We start from the raw sequence: 19,787 nt of genomic DNA, 5'->3' as shown, positions 1-19,787 counted from the left end.
TGCCATATTGGCTAACCTTACTTCCTTTTTCTGTACCTATTTCCGACAAATTTCTACAAAAACCGGGTATTGACCACAGGCACGGACTACAGTGGAATACGCCTGAGGGCTTAGTTCAAAATATATCTGAGGCTCATTACCGGAGAGCTTCATTCTCGGTAAGATTAAATCAGGATAAAGAAAGGAGGAAATAGGAATGAAGAAATTTATGTTGTTTACTTTTGGCCTTGTTGCAGTGATTATTTTGTTGGCCAATATTGGACCAATGGCACTGCTTGCGCTGAGTATTTGGTTACTATACGTCGTTTTTAAGAAATTTGTCAAAAGCGATTCAACGGTAGGTAAAGTCGGCTGGGCGATCGTTGGATTACTCGTGTTAAGTATTACTTTTTCAAACATGTTTGCTGTGATTGGCATTGCTGCAGCATATGTGCTCTACCTCATTTATAAAAACTGGAACGAGGAAGAAGAAAGTCCTGTTGTCTCTGTTATAGAAGACGATGATCCATTTACCAATTTTGAACGTCAGTGGGCAGAATTAAATAGATAATTAAATTAAAAGGAGAGATTGATATGTCAACAAATGTATTCACTCGAATGAAAGATTCTATTTCAGCAGATCTTCATACCATGTTGGATAAAAAAGAACAGAAAAACCCGATTGTAGCTTTAAATCAATATTTACGTCAAAGTGAGCAGGAAAAAGAGAAGGTAAGGAAGCTGATTGATCGTCAATACAAATTAAAAGAGGAATTTTCAAGAGAATATTTGAAAGCACAGGATCTTGCTGATAGACGCTTGAAACAAGCAGCAATTGCTGAAAAAGCTGGAGAAGTAGCAATGCATGAGTTTGCGGTAAAAGAACATGAAGAATATCAGGTTCGTGCAGATCGCATGAAAGCCTCCCGTGAGGAAGCACTTGAGCAGCTTGAAACATTGGAACAAAAGTATGAGGATATGAAACATAGATTAAAAGACATGCATTTACGTCGTATGGAATTGATGGGACGTGAAAATATTGCTAAAGCAAATTATCAAATCAATCGAGTAGTGGAAGAAACATCCGAAAAGCCATTTTCAAGATTCACTGAGATGGAGCAATATATTGAAAATCTGGAATACAAAGTAAACAGCTCCTATTACAAAAGTACATTTGACAGTAAAATCGCAAAGCTTGAAAAAGAGCTGAATGAACAAACAAATTAATGCAATAGTAACCCATTCAGAAAATGAATAAATCATGATATAATGTACAGGCTTGCACTACTTGAGCCTGTATATCTTACTACATAGAAAGGAGGATCACCAATATGTTCAAGTATTTATCGACCGATTATTTTAACTGGATTTTGATCATTGGGGTGATCCTCTTTATTTTTGAGATAGCTTTCTTTTACGGAGGAACCATTATTCCAGCTCTGTTCTCCGCTTTATTTATGTATATCGGATGGAAATATTTCCATCGATTATGGGGGAAAATTCTGTTTTGGATATCTTTAATCAGTCTCGTATTTGCTGTCCTAAATTTATTAGCAGTCCGATTCTTGATTATTGCTGCAGTCGTTTTATTTATCATGAATTATTCCAAATCAAAAAAGAAAATGGAGCATTATGAACCGATTCTTCCCGGTGGTGAAGTAAGAGAAGAAACGGTCATTGAAATAGATGCATTATTTAAGTCTACATTTTTAGATGATCAGATAACTGATGATACTGCCTATCAATGGAAGGATATTAATATACATGGTGCCTTTGGTGACCGTGTAATCGATCTGAGTAATACCGTTCTTCCAAAAGATACAGCCGTCATCTCAATTCGCCATCTTGTAGGAAATATCGTAATCTATGTCCCCTATGAGGTGGAAGTAAGTATACATCACAGTTCCATCTTTGGACGGGGGCATATTTTAGGAAACCATCATTTGCAATTAATGAACAAATCGCTTTTCTATCAAACAGCTAATTACGATACATCCCAGCAGCGCGTGAAAATCATTACCTCTTTATTCTCGGGTGATATTGAGGTGAAGCGGATATGAATACAGTTATACGTCATATACTTACTTCCGTTTTATTTTGTATCGTATTTACTTTACTCGTGGTAGGGGTGACTTTCTTCTTCTTCCCCCCATCGAATTGGTCTGATATTTGGAATGAAGGTTTTGGAAATGTTTCCTATCTGGTATGGATCCTTGGAATTGGCATTTCTGTAGGTACAATTACAGGACTTTCAATCGGATGGTATTGGAAACAGCGGCTGCATTCGGTAGAACGCAAGCTTGATCAGATGGTGAAAGGTCAGAAGGTATCACAAGAGGAAGAAGCCTATAAAGAACTCACAAGCATACAGTTACGGATTGATCAATTACAGGAAAAATTAAGAAATCAGGCGGAACATGCCCAACGTCTAGCTACAGAAAGGGCTCACGAACGGGAGAAAAGTCTGCAGGAGATTGTTATACAGGAACGTAATCGCTTGGCTCGGGAGCTTCATGATTCGGTGAGTCAGCAATTATTTGCTGCTTCCATGCTGATGTCAGCGATAAATGAAACCAATCCACCAGAAGAGGCAACTCTCAAACAGCAGCTTACGATGGTTGAGAAAATGATACACCAATCTCAAGCGGAAATGCGTGCATTACTATTACATCTCAGACCTGTCGCATTAAAAGGGAAGTCTCTTCAAGAAGGTGTAGAAGAACTATTATTGGAACTTACCCAAAAAGTTCCGATGGAGATTGAATCAAAGGTCGAGGCATTTACTGTCGATAAAGGGGTGGAAGATCAATTGTTCCGTATTTTGCAGGAATCGATTTCCAACACATTAAGGCATGCCAAAGCAACAACGTTGAATATCTTATTAATAGAACGGGATGAAACAATCATTTTACGTGTGGTTGATAATGGAATCGGTTTTGATATGAAAAAAGAAAAAACAAGCTCGTATGGCATGCAGAATATGCGGGAACGCGCATATGAAGTAGGGGGAACGTTCAAAATTGTCAGCTTGCCAAATGAGGGAACCCAATTGGAAGTTAAAGTCCCGGTCCTGAAGAAGGAGGAATTCGTAAATGATTAACGTATTGTTTGCAGATGATCATGAGATGGTTCGGATTGGAGTATCGGCATATCTTTCCGCACAGCCTGATATCGATGTTATTGCAGAAGCGGATGATGGTGCTCCTGCAGTACAGCTCGCTTTAGAATTGAAACCGGATATTATTCTAATGGATCTTGTTATGAAGGAAATGGATGGAATTGAAGCAACAAGAAAAATTATCGAGAAGTGGCCCGAGGCAAAAATTATAATTGTGACAAGTTTTTTAGATGATGAAAAGGTATACCCTGCTCTGGAAGCTGGAGCGACAAGTTATATGTTAAAAACTTCAAAGGCAAGTGAAATCGCAAAAGCAATTCGGGCAACCCATGGTGGCCAATCCATTCTGGAACCTGAAGTAACCGGAAAAATAATGACTCGTATGCGCAATAAACCGGAAGAACCCCTCCATGATCAGTTGACAGAACGAGAAAAAGAAATTCTGTTGTTAATCGCAAAAGGGAAAACAAATCAGGAAATCGCGGATGACTTATTTATTGCCTTGAAAACAGTAAAAGTGCATGTGAGTAATATTTTAGGAAAACTTCAAGTCCAGGATCGGACACAGGCAGTCATTTACGCATTTCAAAATAATCTCGTCACATAGAGGAAGAGCCATAGAAATACAGGCTCTTCCTTTTTAGTTGGTATAGAAGTGGTCAACAAGGTCATAAATGGAAACCAGTTCATATAAAATGATTAATTCGGGTGGGAAGTTCGTAGGATGTATTTCATTATTCTTTGTGATTTCCTCATTATCTTCCCAAAAAATAGCGGTTATCTCCTTAAGGCGGTTTGCATGAACTTCGTAATTATAGGAAGTTTCATCCTGCAAACTTTGTACGAGTGCCCTGACTGCAGTTAAGATAATGTTCCTTTCGCTATCGGACCAAGATAGATTGATAATCGGATTATGAATTAGATTACTTAAATGGTAATGAATGAGTCTCAAATGATTCATCTGACTTTGTAAATGCTTAAACTCTTCCTTCTCTGTTTCCAGCAATGGATGGTATTTAACTTCGTCTTTTTGAAAGCGAATTAACATTTCTGTTTGGTTAATGTTTTGATCAAGTCTTTTCAAATCGTTTAGCATAGAGGCTGTACTTTCGTGTTTATCTTTTAAAATAAATTCAAATAATTTTTCAATTTGTAATCCGGTTTGATGTTTAATATCTTTTACGTTTTTTGATATATGATTCCTGTAATTCGGAGGCAGAATAAACATGTTTACGATAGTTGAAACGCTAAGTCCGATTGTGGTCGTCCCTAACCTTGTAAAAAAGGCTATTAAAAGATTACTGTGGGTGACATCAATCATTGCAACAGCAGTCAATGTAGCAACGAGTAAACCGTCACGTAGCTTTAACCTAAAACAGACAGCGATTGTAAACACAGTTGCTAGTGCGTACGTAAGCGGTGAATCTCCAAAAAGGGAAATAAATAGTACAGCAAAGGCCGAGCCTATTGCTGATGCAGGAAAACGGACAATTCCTTTTTTGATTGAAGCAGAAACTGTCGGTTCCACTGTAACAATCGCTGTAATTACTGCAAATACTGGGGGCCAACCGATCCATTCACATATAAGTGCAGTCAGGAAAACAGCTACTCCAGTTTTTACAACTCTGCTGCCAATCATATATTTTTTCACTTATAAAACCTCTATTCCCAAAATTATCTAGTAAAGCCTATGATACTAACCTATTCTCTTACTATCTGAAAAAAAATTCAATTAATTTAAATAAAAGGGTTGCAATTTTAAAAAAGATAGCATAAACTGTTTTGTAACAGAAGAAATAATATAACAACTGTTATATAAAAGGGAGGAGGAAATAATATGAAAAGATATGAAGATGTATCTTGTCCGGAATGTGGTAAAGAAGTAGACTCCAAGAGCTATACACTGGAATGTGATTACTGTTTATCTAAAAAGGATGATTAAATTTTTTTAGATTCATTGTTATACAACAAAGTTATTTAAATTAGATTATAATATAACAGATTGGAAGTGGTTTCCCGATGTTTTTGAAAAGTGAAACAGTAAAGATCGAAAGTGAAAAAAAGTATGAAGACCTTCTTACCCCTGAAGCATTGGAGTTCTTGGAGAAACTTCATCGTAATTTTGATGAACGTCGCAGAAAATTGCTTGAAATCAGAAAACAAATTCAACAGAAACTAAATGATGGCAAACAACTAAATTTTCTGGAGGAAACCAAGCATGTTAGAGAAGGGAATTGGACGATTGATCGGATTCCGAAAGATTTGCAGGACCGCAGAGTGGAAATTACTGGACCTGTTGACCGAAAGATGATTATTAATGCTCTGAATTCTGGAGCAAAGACATTTATGGCTGATTTTGAAGATGCAACATCGCCAACATGGGAAAATGTCATGGATGGTCAGCAAAATTTGCAGGATGCAATTAGAAGAAAAATAGACTTCAAAGCATCCAATGGGAAAAAATATGCTCTAAAGGATCAACCTGCTGTTTTAATTGTCCGCCCACGCGGTTGGCATCTGATAGAAAAGCATATCCAGATTAATGGAAAATCAATTAGTGCAAGTTTCGTAGATTTTGGTCTTTATTTTTATCATAATGCGAAAGAACTTATTGCAAGAGGCTCAGGTCCATATTTCTATCTACCGAAGCTGGAAAATCATCTGGAAGCAAGATTATGGAATGACGTCTTTATTTTTTCCCAAAACGAACTTGGAATTCCGCAGGGTACGATTAAAGCAACTGTATTGATTGAGACAATAACAGCGGCATTTGAAATGGATGAAATATTATACGAATTACGTGAGCATTCAGCCGGGCTTAACTGTGGTAGATGGGATTATATCTTTAGCTTTATTAAAAAATTCCAGAATGATACAGATGTCATTTTGCCTGACAGATCTAAGGTAACGATGTCTGTACCGTTTATGAGTTCGTACTCGTTGCTGGCAATCAAGACGTGTCATAAACGAAATGCTCCGGCTATAGGGGGGATGGCTGCGCAAATTCCTGTAAAAAATGACGAGGCAGCCAATAAAGCGGCGTTTGATAAAGTACGTGCAGATAAGGAAAGGGAAGTGAATAATGGCCATGATGGAACATGGGTAGCACATCCTGGAATGGTACAGATTGTAAAAGATATTTTCGATAAAGGGATGCCTGAACCTAATCAAATTTCCAATAAGCGTGAAGATGTTGAAGTAACTGCCGAAGACCTTGTAGAAGTGCCAGCAGGGAATATTACAGAAGAAGGGCTGCGAACAAACATTAATGTAGGTATTCAGTATACTGCTGCATGGCTTTCCGGCAGAGGTGCGGTGCCAATAAATAATTTGATGGAGGACGCGGCTACAGCTGAGATTTCAAGAGCACAAGTATGGCAATGGATTAGACATCCAAAAGGGGTACTTTCAGATCATAGAGACGTAACGATGGAGCTTGTGGAAACAATAATGGAAGAAGAATTAAAGAAGATTAAAACCCAAGTAGGGGCAGATTTTTATGAAGAAGGTCATTACAGAGAGGCAGCAATACTTTTTGAAGACCTTATTAAACAGGATCACTTTACTGAATTTTTAACACTACCGGCTTACGGCCAATTAATTAAAGGGGGAAATAAATAATGTCAACTGAAAATCGTGTAGAACAGTTAAAGAATGAGTGGGAAAAGGATTTACGCTGGATAGGAGTGGAACGTCCATACAGTGCTGAGGAAGTAATCCGTTTACGTGGGTCGATTGACATAGAACATACACTTGCTGAAAGAGGATCTAAAAAGCTGTGGAATTTAATAAATACGGAAAGTTATGTGAATGCATTAGGAGCATTAACTGGAAATCAGGCAGTTCAACAAGTGAAAGCGGGACTAAAAGCAATTTACTTAAGTGGTTGGCAAGTAGCTGCAGACGCTAACACGGCAGGACAGATGTATCCTGACCAAAGCTTGTATCCCGTTAACAGTGTGCCAAATGTGGTAAAACGGATTAATCAGGCGCTGCAGCGTGCTGACCAGGTCCATTACTCAGAAGGCAATGAAGAAATTGATTGGTTTGCACCGATTATCGCAGATGCAGAAGCTGGATTCGGTGGACAGCTAAATGTTTTTGAACTAATGAAGTCTATGATTGAATCGGGAGCATCAGCAGTACATTTTGAGGATCAGCTTTCATCGGAGAAAAAATGTGGTCATCTTGGTGGAAAAGTACTACTTCCTACGCAAAATGCGATTAAAAATTTAATAGCAGCACGTTTTGCTGCAGATGTAATGGGTACGCCAACAATAATTATTGCCAGAACGGACGCAAATGCAGCGGATATGATTACAAATGATGTCGATCCATATGATGAACCATTCCTAACAGGAGAGCGTACGTCTGAAGGATTTTATAAAACAAAGCCTGGAATCGATCAGGCAATTGCAAGAGGCTTGGCATATGCTCCTTATTGCGATTTAATCTGGTGTGAAACATCTGAACCAAATATGGAAGAGGCACAAAAGTTTGCAGATGCCATTCATGAGCAATATCCGAATAAATTACTTGCCTATAATTGTTCACCATCATTTAACTGGAAACGTAAACTGAAAGAAGAAGAGATTGCTAATTTCCAAAAAGTACTAGGTAAGATGGGCTATAAATTCCAATTTGTAACATTGGCTGGTTTCCATGCACTCAACCACAGTATGTTTGAACTAGCACGTAAATACAAAGATGAAGGAATGGCAGCATATTCTGAACTGCAGCAGGCTGAATTTGACAGTGAACAATATGGTTATAGTGCAACACGTCATCAACGAGAAGTGGGAACAGGATATTTTGATGAAGTAGCACAGGCAATTTCCGGGGGGGCTTCTTCAACAACTGCCCTCAAAGGATCTACGGAAGAAGAGCAGTTTACAAGATAAGACATAAATACCGAAAAGTGTCTATCCATGACGAATGGATAGACATTTTTTTGATGAGAAAAGAGATTTAATGTCATATTTGAAATATAACTGTAACATTTTCATAATACGTGTGACATTTTATAATGCTATAATGCATATTGCCTAGAAGAAATATAAAACTATTAAACTATTTACATAACTGCAAATACAAATATTACCTACATACATAGAGAGCTTTGCGTTGTGCTAATGGAAGCGGGGAAATGAAAGTTGAAAAAGACATTAATGACATTAACTACTGTAGCTGTGGTTGGTTTAGGTAGTACTTTATTCACTGTAACTACCCAGGCGGAATCCGTTCAGAAATTAGAAAATAAACAAACTGAGATTGAGGAACAACGAGAAGCAATAAAATCAAATTTATCAGAAGCTGAAAGTCAGATTGCAGATGTGCTAATCGATCTAGAGGATTTAAATAAAGAAATCGATAAAGTAACGAATGCTTTAGAACAAAACCAAAAACAATTGAATGATACGAAAGTACATATTTCAGAAAAAGAAGATGAAGTAGTACAGCTTGAGGAAGAAATAGTGGCTTTGGAAGAAATAATAGAAAAGCGTTATGATATTCTTAAGGAACGTGCTGTGTCCTACCAGCAAAGTGGTGGAGAAATCAGTTATTTAGAAGTGATTTTTGGCTCAAAGAGCTTCAATGAGTTTATTAGCCGTGTTTCAGCGGTAAATAAAATAACAGAATCAGACACTGCGTTAATGAAAAGGCAGGAAGAAGATAAAAATGCAGTAGAAGAAAAACAGACTGCTGTTCTTGCCAAACTAGATGAATTAAAAGATACAGAACTTGAAATAAATGGTATTGTTGCACTAATCAAAGATCAAAAAGCTGAGAATGAAAGCAAAAAAGAAGAACTGAAAAATAAAGAAACGGAATTATTGGCAATGCAAGAGGAACTGCAAATAGAAGATGCCAGGTTTGCGTCCTTGGAGAAAGATATTGATGCGAGTTTGAGAGCTGCTCTTGAACCTGCACCAGATGTAGCTGTTGCAAGTGCATCGGTGAATACAGATGACTCCAGTGATCTTACAACGTTAAGTAAGGAAACTAGCACCCGTACGAACACAGGATCCGGTAGTATCAGCACAGCAATGAATGCCGGCTTCTCCTACTTAGGAACTCCTTATGTATGGGGTGGTAAAACTCCAAGCGGATTTGATTGTTCAGGATTTGTATCGTGGGCATTTGCACAGGCAGGCATTTCCATCCCATCAAGTACTTCTGGATTGGCAGGAACAGGTACTAAAGTTTCAGCAAGCAATATGCAACCAGGTGACATTGTATTTTTCAACACATATAAAACAAATGGACATGTTGGTATTTATCTTGGCGGCGGTAAATTTATCGGTGCACAAAATTCAACCGGTCTTGCTGTAGCAGATATGTCCAGTGGGTATTGGGCAGATCATTTCTCTGGTCATGTACGTAGTGTGAAATAATAGATGAATAGTAAATCCACTCTAATCGGGTGGTTTTTTTGTTTGGAAAGATTCATGAGAATAGAAGTGTGTTAAATGCAAATTATAAGAAAAAAAGAACTGGAAATACAAATCATTTTTAAAAAAAGGTTTACTATTATACAATTAAGGTAATAGTTAATCAGTTAAACAATCTATACATAATTAAAGCAACAAAGCAACATAATAAACTGTGTACATACGAGAGGAATTGTTATGAAAAAAAGAGCATATTTTAACCCAGTATTTTTCGTTTCAGCAATTATTGTTTTGATACTAGTAATAATTGGTGCAGTGGCGCCAAAAACATTCGGTAATGTTGCAGGGAGTTTATTCGATTTTGCGACGACTAACTTTGGTTGGTTTTACCTAATAGCTGTATTCATTATTACGTTATTTCTAATTGGAATCTCGATTAGTAAATACGGAAAAGTTCGCCTTGGTCCACCAGAATCACGACCCGAATTCCCATTTTTCACTTGGATAGGAATGCTTTTTTCTGCAGGATTTGGGATTTCCATCGTTTTTTGGGGAGTAGCAGAACCGATGAGTCATTATTTCGCCACTCCATTTGATCATTTGCAAGCACAAACTCCCGAAGCTGCACGTGAGGCAATGGGATATTCATTTTTCCATTGGGGTATAAGTCAATGGTCGGTCTTTGCCATTGTAGGATTAATTATTGCTTATTTGCAGTTTAGAAAGAATGAAAAAGGATTAATCTCCATTGCAATTGAACCTGTAGTTGGAAAAAACAAGATAGTAGCCAATACGGTAGATTCGTTAGCAGTCATTGCAACTGTAATGGGTGTAGCAACTTCACTTGGACTCGGTATTTTACAGTTAAATGGTGGTCTGAATGCAGTAGCTGATGTACCTAATTCAGTGTGGGTTCAAATTGCAATTGCAGCGGTGATGCTTGTTGCCTACCTGATTTCTTCCAGCACCGGCTTAAATAAAGGGATTAAATGGTTGAGTAATATAAATTTGGGATTGGCTCTTCTCCTCTTAGTCTTTGTATTTATCGCTGGGCCTACAGTGTTTATATTAGAAACGCTTGTACTTGCAACTGGTGATTACATAACGAATTTCATTCAGTACAGTTTACGACTAACCCCATATGAGGGTGGTACTTGGGTACAGGAATGGACGATTTTCTACTGGGCATGGGCAATTGCATGGTCTCCATTTGTAGGTGCATTTGTTGCTCGTGTTTCTAGAGGTAGAACAATTCGGCAATTCGTCTTTGGTGTTCTGATTGTTCCACCAGCAATTGCTTGTTTATGGATCGCAACCTTTGGCGGTACAGCATTACATAGCGATTTATTTAATGGAACACAAATAGCAGAAGCGGTAAATGAAGATGTTACCGTAGCGTTGTTCGAAACATTTGGTGTCCTGCCTTTAACGGATATATTATCGCTACTCTCGATTTTATTGATATTTACATTCTTGGTTACTTCAGCAGACTCAGCTACGTATATTTTAGGAAGTATGACATCGAAGGGGTCACTGAATCCCGCGTTAATTACGAAGATGATCTGGGGCTTCTTGATCACAGCGATTGCAGTCGTATTGTTGATAGCTGGTGGTTTAGAGGCATTACAGACGGCTTCATTAACCTCAGCCCTGCCATTCACAATTATATTACTGTTAATGGTGATATCTTTCATGAAGCTAATCAAGAAGGATTTCAAAGGTAAGAAGTAACCCAACAAGCAGCTAATCGTTCATCTATTAGCTGCTTGTTTTTTATTCATATACAATCCCCCCGTTAAGTAAGTTTTAGAAAAATTTCATTAAATATAGACTCCGATTTTTAAATATATTATAATCAAATTAGGAAAGTGGGTGATTCAGGTGGGAAGGTAAAACTATATAGCAGATTCAGCAATGACTCAGTAAGTGTTTTATTACCTCATTTGTTGAATCGCCAGCGGACGGAGACTCTTTAAAATACTTAATTTTTAGAAAATCGGGAGGTGAAATCCTTGTGTCGTTGGCACAAGGATATTAATTGGACATAGATACCATATTAAGTTTACTTGCAGTTGCTGTTCTGATCGCATTTACAGCTTTCTTCGTAATGGCGGAGTTTGCAATTGTAAAAGTGCGGAGTACACAACTAGAACCACATATTGAAAATGGAAAGAAGTCGGCGGTTTATGCTAAACAAGTCGTGACCCATTTGGATGAATATTTATCAGCGTGTCAACTTGGGATTACAATCACAGCTCTTGGAATTGGGCGTTTAGCAGAACCAGCATTTGAGAGAGTGCTACATCCGATTATCGGGGCATTTAATATCAGTGACGCAATTGTTACAACGCTTTCGATAGCTATCTCACTCGCATTTGCAACGTTCCTGCATGTAGTTGTAGGAGAACTTGCACCGAAGACATTAGCTATTCAAAAAGCGGAGCAAGTTACACTGTTTGTAGCACGCCCTCTTATCTTATTTTACCGACTGCTCTTCCCATTTATCTGGTTCTTAAACGGTTCAGCACGACTCTTGTCACGTTCTGTGGGGTTACAACCTATGAGTGGGCATGAAGCCTCACATAGTGAAGAAGAACTGCGTTTAATTCTTGCAGATAGTTATAAGAGTGGTGAAATCAATCAATCAGAAATGATGTATGTAAATAATATTTTTGACTTTGATGAACGTGTAGCAAGGGAAATAATGGTTCCTCGTACTGAAATGGTTTATCTTGCAAAAGAAGATAGCTTTGAAGCGAATATCGAAATCATTCGTGATGGTCAGTTTACGAGGTATCCAGTTGCTGATGAGGATAAAGATAATATTATAGGTTTGGTTAATTTAAAAGAAATATTTACAGGTCTGTATGATGATGAAAAGCCAAACACCATAGAAAACTTTATTCGACCGATTATTCACGTATCGGAAGCAACCCCAATTAAGCAGCTCTTGCTTAAAATGCAAAAAGATCGGATTCATATGGCAATTGTTAATGATGAATATGGCGGAACTGCAGGTCTCGTTACGGTTGAAGACATCCTGGAGGAGATTGTTGGTGATATTCGTGATGAATTTGATGAGGATGAAATTCCGGATATTGAAGAAATTGATGAAAAAACCATTCTTGTTTCGGGAAAGTTAAATCTTGATGAAGTCAATCAACGCTTAGGCACATATCTGGAGGATGATGAAGTAGACACCATCGGCGGGTGGTTTTTTACAAACAATCTCGATGCCGAAGCAGGTGCTACGATGGAATTTGATGGACATGAATTTATCCTCGATCAAAAAGATGGTTACCAGATTAAGCGTATTAAAATTGTAAAAGTATAGTAATTAAAAAAGCATTCCTATAAAAGGGATGCTTTTTTTTCAGGTAGGTAAACTTTTATCCCCACCAGTGTAACGAAGGCGCTCGCCCAACGGCTTAGGCAACTGCGAAATTTACTAACCTGTTAGTGGATTCGTTTGATGAACTCCGATGAGAAGCTTATAGAGTAATAGATTATGTTTAAATCTTCTAAATATAGGATAAAGGACTAGTATAATTTCTTTTAGGAGGTAACTTAAAATGGGTATGGACATAAATGAAAAACTGAAAGAGTTAGAGAATGTACGTGCAGAGGGAAGCAATAAAGTGTTCACCATGTACTTAAATACAGACCCGTCTGATCCAGATCAGCAGGGTGGGGAATGGAAAATCCACTTTAAAAATGGCATGCGTAATTTTGAAAAATATTTAGAGGAAGCAAATGATAAAGAAGAACTAAAAAACTTTCAACTCGTGAAGAAAAATGTTGAAAAATATATGAAGGAAAATGAACAACAGCATTTAAAGGGAATAATAGTATTTGCGACTGCCGATGAAGTCGTATGGTATGCAGATATGGTTCAAATGAGGCTTGAAAATGAATTTTATTGGCAGGAGACACCGGAGTTGGATCAGTTTAGAAAGCTTAAGGATACGTATCCGAAAACAGGCATTATCCTAGTACAGCAAAATGAGATCAAAGTTATTGAATCCTACTTGAATCAACTTGAAGATACCCTTTCCTATGAACTGGATGTAGAAGAAGAGACATGGCGTGTGATGCAAGGTCCACGTAAGGGAAATTCCGCCACTGGTATGGGGTCCACCAATTTACAAAAAGATAACTTTGAAGCTCGCTATGAAGCTAACCAACAGCGCTGGTATAAGAGCATTGCCCCAAAATTAGATAAACAGGCAAAGGACAAGAAATGGGAGAAGATTTTTGTTGTTGGGGAAGCAGCGTCATCTAAAGAACTTGAGAAACAAATGAATAAACCAGTTAATGAAGTCATCCAGAAAAATATGCTGGATCATGAAGAATCCAAAGTTATGAAAGAAGTATTAGGGTAAATCGAACCGTAAAAAAAGACAGTACCAACAATATAATTGATGGTACTGTCTTTTTTTCATTCTTCAGCATCAGTTAGGTATTTTTCGTTTACATATCCTGTAAAGTCGGCAGTTGTAATTTTTACCCATTCACTACCATCATCTTCAACTTCAACTTCCTGGTCAAGTGTTACTACCCCGGAAATTTCAAAATCTGTACCTGGCCCACTACGTACATGAAGAGAATCCACAGTTACGATTCGCTTCGAATAAGTTGTTGCATCCTCTGTTTCGATTTGTTTACGATCTGTCTCTTCTCCGGAAGTCTCTGTGTCACCTATTTCTTGCACATCGTTCTCCACGTTAGCTGAATTATTTACAGAATCTGCAAATTCGGGATTCATAAAGTTATGCTGCATGATTGCCACAAAAAGAATAAAAGCGGCAGTTAATATGAGTAATATTGCAAAGACAATTCCTTTTTTCCTATCCATTTCTCACTTCTCCTAAAACATATATGTGTAAAAGTAGTATACATGAAATACGAGCATATTTCACGGGTTAGTAGTTACCAAGACCACTGGTAGGAGTTTGAATGATAACCGGATTCTTTTTAGGGTCGAGCCATTTCAGAATGGAAACGACATTTGACTCAGACACTCCAACACAACCTAAAGTATATCCATTTGCAATATGGAAGAAGATTGCGCTACCTTTTCCAGGTGTTTGTGCCGTGTTGTAGTTAATTACAAAACCGTGTGTATATAAAGCAATATCCATATTTTCAGCGCTGGACCATTGATCGCTTGTCTCTGCTTTTGACTGCCAACTGTTATAAAGACTAGAATTAGAATCGTCAACCCATACATCGTCTGGAGTAATTGCTCGGTACGATAATTTTGTTCCAGGGTTTCCTGCGCGTCCAAATGCATGTCCAATGGTATATTTTCCGATTGGCGTTTTCCCATCGCCTTCAACCTTATTATCTGCAAACCCATTTTTACCAACAAATCCGGAAACGTCAAGGAGTTGCTTCCAATTTCCTTCTGCTGTCCTCTCGTAGGTTTGCACGCGTGCTGAACTTGTTCCGTATCCATCGGAAGTAACGAGAATCAGTTGATTATTCCCATCTATCGTTTTTAACTTATCAGCATCATTTTGTTTTGGGACTGGATTTTCTGTTTTCTGTGTTTCTTCTTCTTTTCCATCTTGTTTTTCACTCGTTTCTTGCTTTGTTTCTTTTGCATTCGTATCTGCGTTTTGGGTACTATTCTGCTCTGATTCCGTAGACGCAGCCTTAGCCACCTTCTGGACAGCAACCTTTTGATCACTTAAATATTTGGTATTAACATAGCCAGAAATGTTATTGGTTTTCATTTGGACCCAGCCATCTTCAGTTGCAGAATCGGATGCCTGAATTGCCTGATTGATCTTCAAGATACCGATGACCTCGCTGTCTACCCCAGGACCTTGACGAACGTTAAGGGAAGATACACGAACAAATTGATTGGAGTAAGTAACAGGCTCCTGCTTCTTATCAACCTCAACCTGAGCTTCTTCTTTAGGATCGGTCTCTTCCGTAGATTTGGTTTCTACTTTTGAGTCTTTGCTTGGAGTTGGACTATCTTCTTCTTGCTTCTTATCAACCGTTTCTAGGTCTGATTCACCTTCGATTTCGACTTCTTTGTCTGTTTCTTCTTTACTATGTATCTGTTCAGAGTCTTTTTGCGCCACTGTTGGGCTGCTGTTAAAGCCATTTTGCATAATGATTATAAATAATATAAATACGGTAGAAATGATTGCAATGAAACCAAAGAATATTCCTTTTTTCCTATTCATTTATTTTCCTCCTTTTGAACATATCTCGGATAATTATACATGAAATATACCAAAATTTGGAGAGATACAGTATTAAAATAGGTAGAAAACTGTAAAAACAAACCCAATCGATACGGAGAAAGAAGAGAATACATAGAAAATTGCTGCTATGTATTTGTGTTGCATCAGTAGTTGTAGCGTCTCATTACCAAATGTTGAAAAAGTGGTGTAAGCGCCGCAAAATCCGACGCCAAATAGAAGCCAAACGTTATCTGAAATTGCCTCATTGATATAGAGATGAAACAAGAATGCCAAAAACATGGATCCCGTAACATTGGCGATCCATGTAGCAAACAGTCGTTTATTAAATTTGATAGAGATGGAGTATCTGACAATACTCCCAATAAAACCTCCAAGGGCTACGAATAAAAAGTTCATCTGGCAACCTGCTTTCCGGTATTGGTAGATAATTGATACCCAAGATAACTGAATACCAATCCACCAACGAAGGTAATGACCACATAACTGATAGCCGCAACTACATGTGAGCCCAGCAATTGTACAAATTCAACGGCAAGCGCTGAAAACGTAGTAAAAGAGCCAATTACCCCCGTTGTCAGTGCAGTAAATAGATGGGGTGATAGTCTTTGTTTAATGATGGTATGATTTAATAGGTAAGTTAACATAAAACACCCCATTAAATTCACTAGTAACGTTGAAAAGGGGAATCCATCATTGGTATCTGAGAGTAAAGAAACCCCGTACCGACTACTTGCACCTAACATTCCACCGATACCGATTGTAAGATATAGTTTCATATGGTTATGCGCCTTTACACAACGGGCATAATCCGTAAATTTCAAATTTATGGCCCTCAATAGCATAATTGGCAAGTGACTGTTGTACATCATCCATAGGGCAAACTTCAATCTCTTTTGTTTTACCGCACGTATTGCAAATAAAATGATGATGATGGTGGTGGGTGCAGTTCATTCGAAAGTGTTTCTCGCCGTTTAATTCAGTAGCTTCAAGGATTCCCACTTCATCATATAAATGGAGATTTCGATAGATCGTGTCAAAACTGATTCCATCATAAGTCTTTTCTAAATAGCTGATCAAATCTTTTGCTGTACGGTAACCGTCAGCCTCTCCGAAGTAGGCAAGGATATCTTTTCGTTTTCCAGTTGTTTTATAGCCTTTATCCTTTAATAAGTCAATTGCTTCATCTATGTTCATGCTGAATCCCTCACTTTTTTCGGTTTCGACTGTAGTCGTTTTATTCCGATAGCCAATAGCAATATAAAGATGGATATCATTACAATTGTACCACCTGGAGGTATACTTAAATAATACCCGGATATGAGTCCTAAAATAACGGAAAGTTCTCCAAATAATATAGACAACAACATCATTTGCTTAAACCCTTTAGCAAGTCGCATGCTCGCTGCTACCGGTAATGTCATTAATGCAGATACTAGCAGTACACCGACAATTCGGATCGAAGCAGCGATAACAAGTGCTGTTAAAACAATAAATAGTAAATGAATTCGTTTCGCATGCAGCCCTGAGATCGTTGCATGTTCTTCATCGAATGACAGGGTGAAAAGTTCCTTATAAAAGAAAACGACAACAAGTACGACAAAAATAGAAATGCCAAGAATCATGAAAAAGTCGTTTTGGCTAACAGCCGAGACAGAGCCAAATAGATAGTTAAATAATTCAGTGTTAAAACCGTCGGCAATAGAAATAAAAATAACACTTAAGCCAACCCCTGCGGATAAGATAATTGGAATGGCAAGTTCCTGATAAGCTTTATAAACGGATCTGAGTTTTTCAATCAATACGGACCCAATAACTGAAAACAGCATCCCACTGTACAAGGGGGGAACCATTAATCCAAATTTCTTTTCAGCCATCAATCCGAAAGCGATTCCGGCTAACGTTACATGGGAGAGGGCATCAGCGATTAAGGAGAGTCTCCTTACAACGATGAATGTACCTAGCAGAGGGGCAATGATGCCAATCAGCAATCCGGTTAAAAAGGTGTATCTTAAAAAGTCATATTGAAAAAAATCTGCTAGCATAATTGTTCCTCCAACGTTAATGATTGTGGCTGACAATATTTACGGGATGTCCATAAAATTGTGATAAGTCCTTTTCAGTAAGGGAAGTATATTCTTCCGGCTTCCCATGGAAATGCAAGGTTTTATTCAGACAAACGATGTCAGTTGCATATTCTGTCATCGTTCCAGTGTCATGTGTGACAAGCAGCAATGTCTTGTTTTGCTCTTTGTGTAATTGATGTAGTAGCTCGTAAAATCGTTTAACATTTTCATAATCAACCCCGACAGTTGGTTCATCTAATATAATCAGCTCCGGATCGTTTACTAGAGCACGTGCAATAAAGATTCGCTGTTGTTGCCCACCGGAAAGGTTGCCGATGTTTTCATAAGCGTACTCTAGCATCCCAACCTGGTCAATGGCTTCTAATATCTTTGCTTTATGTGTTTTATTCAAGAATTTTAAATAGCCAATTTTTGCTGTGAGTCCGGATGAAACAACCTCAAATACGGTCGCGGGGAAGCCTTTATTAAATGTGTTGGCTTTTTGCGAAACAAAGCCAATCTTGTTTTTGTCCTTTCGATGGTCTTTAGGATCATTAAAGATATAGACGGAGCCCTCATTCGGTTTGATTAATCCGAGAATAAGTTTGATTAACGTTGTTTTTCCGCCACCATTTGGACCGACTAACCCCATGAAGGAGCCTTGGGGTACCTCAAAATTGATATTGTCGAGTACTTTTTTGTTTTCATAGCTGTAACTAACATTTTTCATGGAAACGACTGGTTCAGTCATTATTACACCTCTTTTATTTTGGGAAATAGCTGGTCGTGTAAAAATCTTATTTTGTTACTTTGTCAAGGACTTCTAAATTTTGCTTCATTAAAGAGAAATAATCTTCCTTATTATTGACATCTTCCTCAGTTAATACGGACAGGTTATGAATAATTAGTGATTCGGCACCAATTTCCTCTTGGATAATTTCTGAAACGCTGTTAGAGCTGTTTTGTTCAAAAATAATATAGTTTAGGTCATATTCTTTCGCTTGATCAATAATATTGGTGAGGTCCTTCTGTGAAGGTTCACTACTTGAAGACAATCCATTAATAGCAATTTGTTCAATTCCATATTTTTCTTCCCAATAACCGTATGCAGCATGGGCGACAAGGATATGTTTATCGTCCTTTGCACTCAATACCTCTGTAAAACGCTTATCCAATGATTCCAGTTCTGTTTCCAATGCAGAGAAATTTTCGTTATAGAGAGTTTCTTCATCGGGATTTAATTTAATCAGTTCCTCTTTTATAATTTCCGCCATCTCGATCATTCGTAATGGGTCGATCCAAATATGTGGATCATCATCACCATGGTTATGGCCGTCATGTGATTCACTTTCTTCATGCTCATCTTCTACTTCAGCTTCATGTTCGTGTTCATGTTCACTTTCACCGGATTCGTGACCGTGTTCATCCGCTTCTGCTTCGTGATCCTGCTCAGCATCAAATTCTGAATGGAAAAGCTCATCATGTACACCAATTTCTATTAGACTAACATCTTGAGATGCTAGTGCATCTGCTGCAGTTTCTGCAAATCCTTCCATTCCTGCACCCATATAAAAGAAAGCAGAACTGTCTGCGATGGAAGTCATGTCTTTTGATGTTGGCTCATACGTATGTGCATCTACACCTGGAGGATAAACAGTTTTGGCTGAAACGGTCTCTCCACCGATTCTTTCCACAGCATATTGAATCGGATAAATAGATGTATAGATTTCGAGATGGTCTTCCTGCTTTGAATTTACTTCATCAGCAGAAGAGCATCCAACAACGATTATTAGTAAAGATAATAGCAATGTTATAGTTTTTAAGTTTCTCATAGATCAATCGTACCTCCGTCATCTTATGAATTTCACTTTCAATATCATAACGTAATGATTACGGTTTGTAAATAGTAATGATTACGATTGAATGAAAAATAATTCAAATAGAATAAGAGGGATATAAAGCAACACCATTACGAAATGATCCTAATTAAAAGAAAACCTTTAGAAATAAATGA

General features: G+C 37.9%; 20 protein-coding genes. 11 read left to right on the top strand and 9 right to left on the bottom strand.

Annotation, left to right across the window (positions count from 1 at the left end; genetic code table 11):
• Positions 1–196 precede the first annotated feature (196 nt).
• The 5 genes from ACHABU_RS04135 to ACHABU_RS04115 all read left to right on the top strand — a co-directional run bounded on the left by ACHABU_RS04135 (position 197) and on the right by ACHABU_RS04115 (position 3,704).
• The gene (locus ACHABU_RS04135) at positions 197–550 is read left to right on the top strand and encodes a flagellar basal body rod protein (protein WP_435762560.1); all 354 of its coding nucleotides are present in this window, start codon (positions 197–199) and stop codon (positions 548–550) included.
• Positions 551–573: 23 nt separating this feature from the next.
• A complete protein-coding gene (locus ACHABU_RS04130; protein ID WP_435762558.1) occupies positions 574–1,206 on the top strand; it encodes a PspA/IM30 family protein in 633 nt (210 codons plus the stop codon).
• A gap of 104 nt (positions 1,207–1,310) precedes the next feature.
• On the top strand, positions 1,311–2,039 hold the full coding sequence (gene liaF / locus ACHABU_RS04125) for a cell wall-active antibiotics response protein LiaF (RefSeq protein WP_435762556.1): 729 nt from the start codon (positions 1,311–1,313) through the stop codon (positions 2,037–2,039).
• A complete protein-coding gene (locus tag ACHABU_RS04120; RefSeq protein WP_435762554.1) occupies positions 2,036–3,079 on the top strand; it encodes a sensor histidine kinase in 1,044 nt (347 codons plus the stop codon). The genes liaF and ACHABU_RS04120 overlap by 4 nt, the downstream gene beginning before the upstream one ends.
• Positions 3,072–3,704, top strand: coding sequence for a response regulator (locus ACHABU_RS04115; protein WP_435762552.1), 633 nt, complete (start codon positions 3,072–3,074; stop codon positions 3,702–3,704). The genes ACHABU_RS04120 and ACHABU_RS04115 overlap by 8 nt, the downstream gene beginning before the upstream one ends.
• A gap of 33 nt (positions 3,705–3,737) precedes the next feature.
• On the opposite strand, the gene ACHABU_RS04110 is transcribed toward ACHABU_RS04115, so the two are convergent.
• On the bottom strand, positions 3,738–4,748 hold the full coding sequence (locus tag ACHABU_RS04110) for an FUSC family protein (protein ID WP_435762550.1): 1,011 nt from the start codon (positions 4,746–4,748) through the stop codon (positions 3,738–3,740).
• A 368-nt stretch (positions 4,749–5,116) separates the two neighbouring features.
• Between ACHABU_RS04110 and aceB the strand changes: the two genes are divergently transcribed.
• From aceB to ACHABU_RS04080, 6 genes are all read left to right on the top strand, one after another.
• Positions 5,117–6,718 (top strand): malate synthase A, encoded by a 1,602-nt coding sequence (gene aceB, locus ACHABU_RS04105; protein WP_435762548.1) that lies wholly within the window; start codon positions 5,117–5,119, stop codon positions 6,716–6,718.
• Positions 6,718–7,998: an isocitrate lyase gene (gene aceA, locus ACHABU_RS04100; protein WP_435762546.1), complete on the top strand. Its 1,281-nt coding sequence runs from the start codon at positions 6,718–6,720 to the stop codon at positions 7,996–7,998. The genes aceB and aceA overlap by 1 nt, the downstream gene beginning before the upstream one ends.
• Positions 7,999–8,250: 252 nt before the next feature.
• On the top strand, positions 8,251–9,492 hold the full coding sequence (locus ACHABU_RS04095) for an NlpC/P60 family protein (RefSeq protein ID WP_435762544.1): 1,242 nt from the start codon (positions 8,251–8,253) through the stop codon (positions 9,490–9,492).
• A gap of 234 nt (positions 9,493–9,726) precedes the next feature.
• Positions 9,727–11,220 (top strand): BCCT family transporter, encoded by a 1,494-nt coding sequence (locus ACHABU_RS04090; protein WP_435762542.1) that lies wholly within the window; start codon positions 9,727–9,729, stop codon positions 11,218–11,220.
• Positions 11,221–11,527: 307 nt separating this feature from the next.
• Positions 11,528–12,823: a hemolysin family protein gene (locus ACHABU_RS04085; protein ID WP_435762540.1), complete on the top strand. Its 1,296-nt coding sequence runs from the start codon at positions 11,528–11,530 to the stop codon at positions 12,821–12,823.
• Positions 12,824–13,067: 244 nt separating this feature from the next.
• On the top strand, positions 13,068–13,871 hold the full coding sequence (locus ACHABU_RS04080) for a VLRF1 family aeRF1-type release factor (RefSeq protein ID WP_435763670.1): 804 nt from the start codon (positions 13,068–13,070) through the stop codon (positions 13,869–13,871).
• A 56-nt stretch (positions 13,872–13,927) separates the two neighbouring features.
• Here ACHABU_RS04080 and ACHABU_RS04075 read toward each other — a convergent pair whose 3' ends face one another.
• The 8 genes from ACHABU_RS04075 to ACHABU_RS04040 form a co-directional block, all read right to left on the bottom strand.
• The gene (locus ACHABU_RS04075; protein WP_435762538.1) at positions 13,928–14,344 is read right to left on the bottom strand and encodes an SH3 domain-containing protein; all 417 of its coding nucleotides are present in this window, start codon (positions 14,342–14,344) and stop codon (positions 13,928–13,930) included.
• A gap of 67 nt (positions 14,345–14,411) precedes the next feature.
• Positions 14,412–15,689, bottom strand: a complete 1,278-nt coding sequence (locus ACHABU_RS04070; protein WP_435762536.1) for a L,D-transpeptidase family protein — start codon at positions 15,687–15,689, stop codon at positions 14,412–14,414.
• 72 nt (positions 15,690–15,761) lie between these two features.
• Positions 15,762–16,106, bottom strand: coding sequence for a fluoride efflux transporter FluC (locus ACHABU_RS04065; protein WP_435762534.1), 345 nt, complete (start codon positions 16,104–16,106; stop codon positions 15,762–15,764).
• Entirely contained in the window at positions 16,103–16,486 is a 384-nt protein-coding gene (locus ACHABU_RS04060; protein ID WP_435762532.1) for a fluoride efflux transporter FluC, read from the bottom strand. The genes ACHABU_RS04065 and ACHABU_RS04060 overlap by 4 nt, the downstream gene beginning before the upstream one ends.
• Before the next feature lie 4 nt (positions 16,487–16,490).
• Entirely contained in the window at positions 16,491–16,904 is a 414-nt protein-coding gene (locus tag ACHABU_RS04055; protein ID WP_435762530.1) for a Fur family transcriptional regulator, read from the bottom strand.
• Positions 16,901–17,752: a metal ABC transporter permease gene (locus tag ACHABU_RS04050; protein WP_435762528.1), complete on the bottom strand. Its 852-nt coding sequence runs from the start codon at positions 17,750–17,752 to the stop codon at positions 16,901–16,903. The genes ACHABU_RS04055 and ACHABU_RS04050 overlap by 4 nt, the downstream gene beginning before the upstream one ends.
• 16 nt (positions 17,753–17,768) lie before the next feature.
• Complete coding sequence (locus tag ACHABU_RS04045) at positions 17,769–18,524, bottom strand: metal ABC transporter ATP-binding protein (RefSeq protein WP_435762526.1); 756 nt, start codon at positions 18,522–18,524, stop codon at positions 17,769–17,771.
• A gap of 46 nt (positions 18,525–18,570) precedes the next feature.
• Complete coding sequence (locus ACHABU_RS04040; RefSeq protein ID WP_435762524.1) at positions 18,571–19,605, bottom strand: metal ABC transporter solute-binding protein, Zn/Mn family; 1,035 nt, start codon at positions 19,603–19,605, stop codon at positions 18,571–18,573.
• Positions 19,606–19,787: the final 182 nt, after the last annotated feature.

The organism is Oceanobacillus sp. CF4.6, from assembly GCF_051262635.1.
In the GTDB taxonomy this organism is placed as follows: Bacteria; Bacillota; Bacilli; order Bacillales; family Amphibacillaceae; genus Oceanobacillus.
This window is presented reverse-complemented; position numbering and strand designations above follow the sequence as displayed.

What these genes read in the sequence shown, in the direction of transcription:
- ACHABU_RS04135 (WP_435762560.1), top strand. Translation starts at nt 197, where the DNA reads ATGAAGAAATTTATGTTGTTTACTTTTGGCCTTGTTGCAGTGATTATT.
- ACHABU_RS04130 (WP_435762558.1), top strand. Translation starts at nt 574, where the DNA reads ATGTCAACAAATGTATTCACTCGAATGAAAGATTCTATTTCAGCAGAT.
- liaF (WP_435762556.1), top strand. Translation starts at nt 1,311, where the DNA reads ATGTTCAAGTATTTATCGACCGATTATTTTAACTGGATTTTGATCATT.
- ACHABU_RS04120 (WP_435762554.1), top strand. Translation starts at nt 2,036, where the DNA reads ATGAATACAGTTATACGTCATATACTTACTTCCGTTTTATTTTGTATC.
- ACHABU_RS04115 (WP_435762552.1), top strand. Translation starts at nt 3,072, where the DNA reads ATGATTAACGTATTGTTTGCAGATGATCATGAGATGGTTCGGATTGGA.
- aceB (WP_435762548.1), top strand. Translation starts at nt 5,117, where the DNA reads ATGTTTTTGAAAAGTGAAACAGTAAAGATCGAAAGTGAAAAAAAGTAT.
- aceA (WP_435762546.1), top strand. Translation starts at nt 6,718, where the DNA reads ATGTCAACTGAAAATCGTGTAGAACAGTTAAAGAATGAGTGGGAAAAG.
- ACHABU_RS04090 (WP_435762542.1), top strand. Translation starts at nt 9,727, where the DNA reads ATGAAAAAAAGAGCATATTTTAACCCAGTATTTTTCGTTTCAGCAATT.
- ACHABU_RS04080 (WP_435763670.1), top strand. Translation starts at nt 13,068, where the DNA reads ATGGACATAAATGAAAAACTGAAAGAGTTAGAGAATGTACGTGCAGAG.
- ACHABU_RS04075 (WP_435762538.1), bottom strand. Translation starts at nt 14,344, where the DNA reads ATGGATAGGAAAAAAGGAATTGTCTTTGCAATATTACTCATATTAACT.
- ACHABU_RS04070 (WP_435762536.1), bottom strand. Translation starts at nt 15,689, where the DNA reads ATGAATAGGAAAAAAGGAATATTCTTTGGTTTCATTGCAATCATTTCT.
- ACHABU_RS04065 (WP_435762534.1), bottom strand. Translation starts at nt 16,106, where the DNA reads ATGAACTTTTTATTCGTAGCCCTTGGAGGTTTTATTGGGAGTATTGTC.
- ACHABU_RS04060 (WP_435762532.1), bottom strand. Translation starts at nt 16,486, where the DNA reads ATGAAACTATATCTTACAATCGGTATCGGTGGAATGTTAGGTGCAAGT.
- ACHABU_RS04055 (WP_435762530.1), bottom strand. Translation starts at nt 16,904, where the DNA reads ATGAACATAGATGAAGCAATTGACTTATTAAAGGATAAAGGCTATAAA.
- ACHABU_RS04050 (WP_435762528.1), bottom strand. Translation starts at nt 17,752, where the DNA reads ATGCTAGCAGATTTTTTTCAATATGACTTTTTAAGATACACCTTTTTA.
- ACHABU_RS04045 (WP_435762526.1), bottom strand. Translation starts at nt 18,524, where the DNA reads ATGACTGAACCAGTCGTTTCCATGAAAAATGTTAGTTACAGCTATGAA.
- ACHABU_RS04040 (WP_435762524.1), bottom strand. Translation starts at nt 19,605, where the DNA reads ATGAGAAACTTAAAAACTATAACATTGCTATTATCTTTACTAATAATC.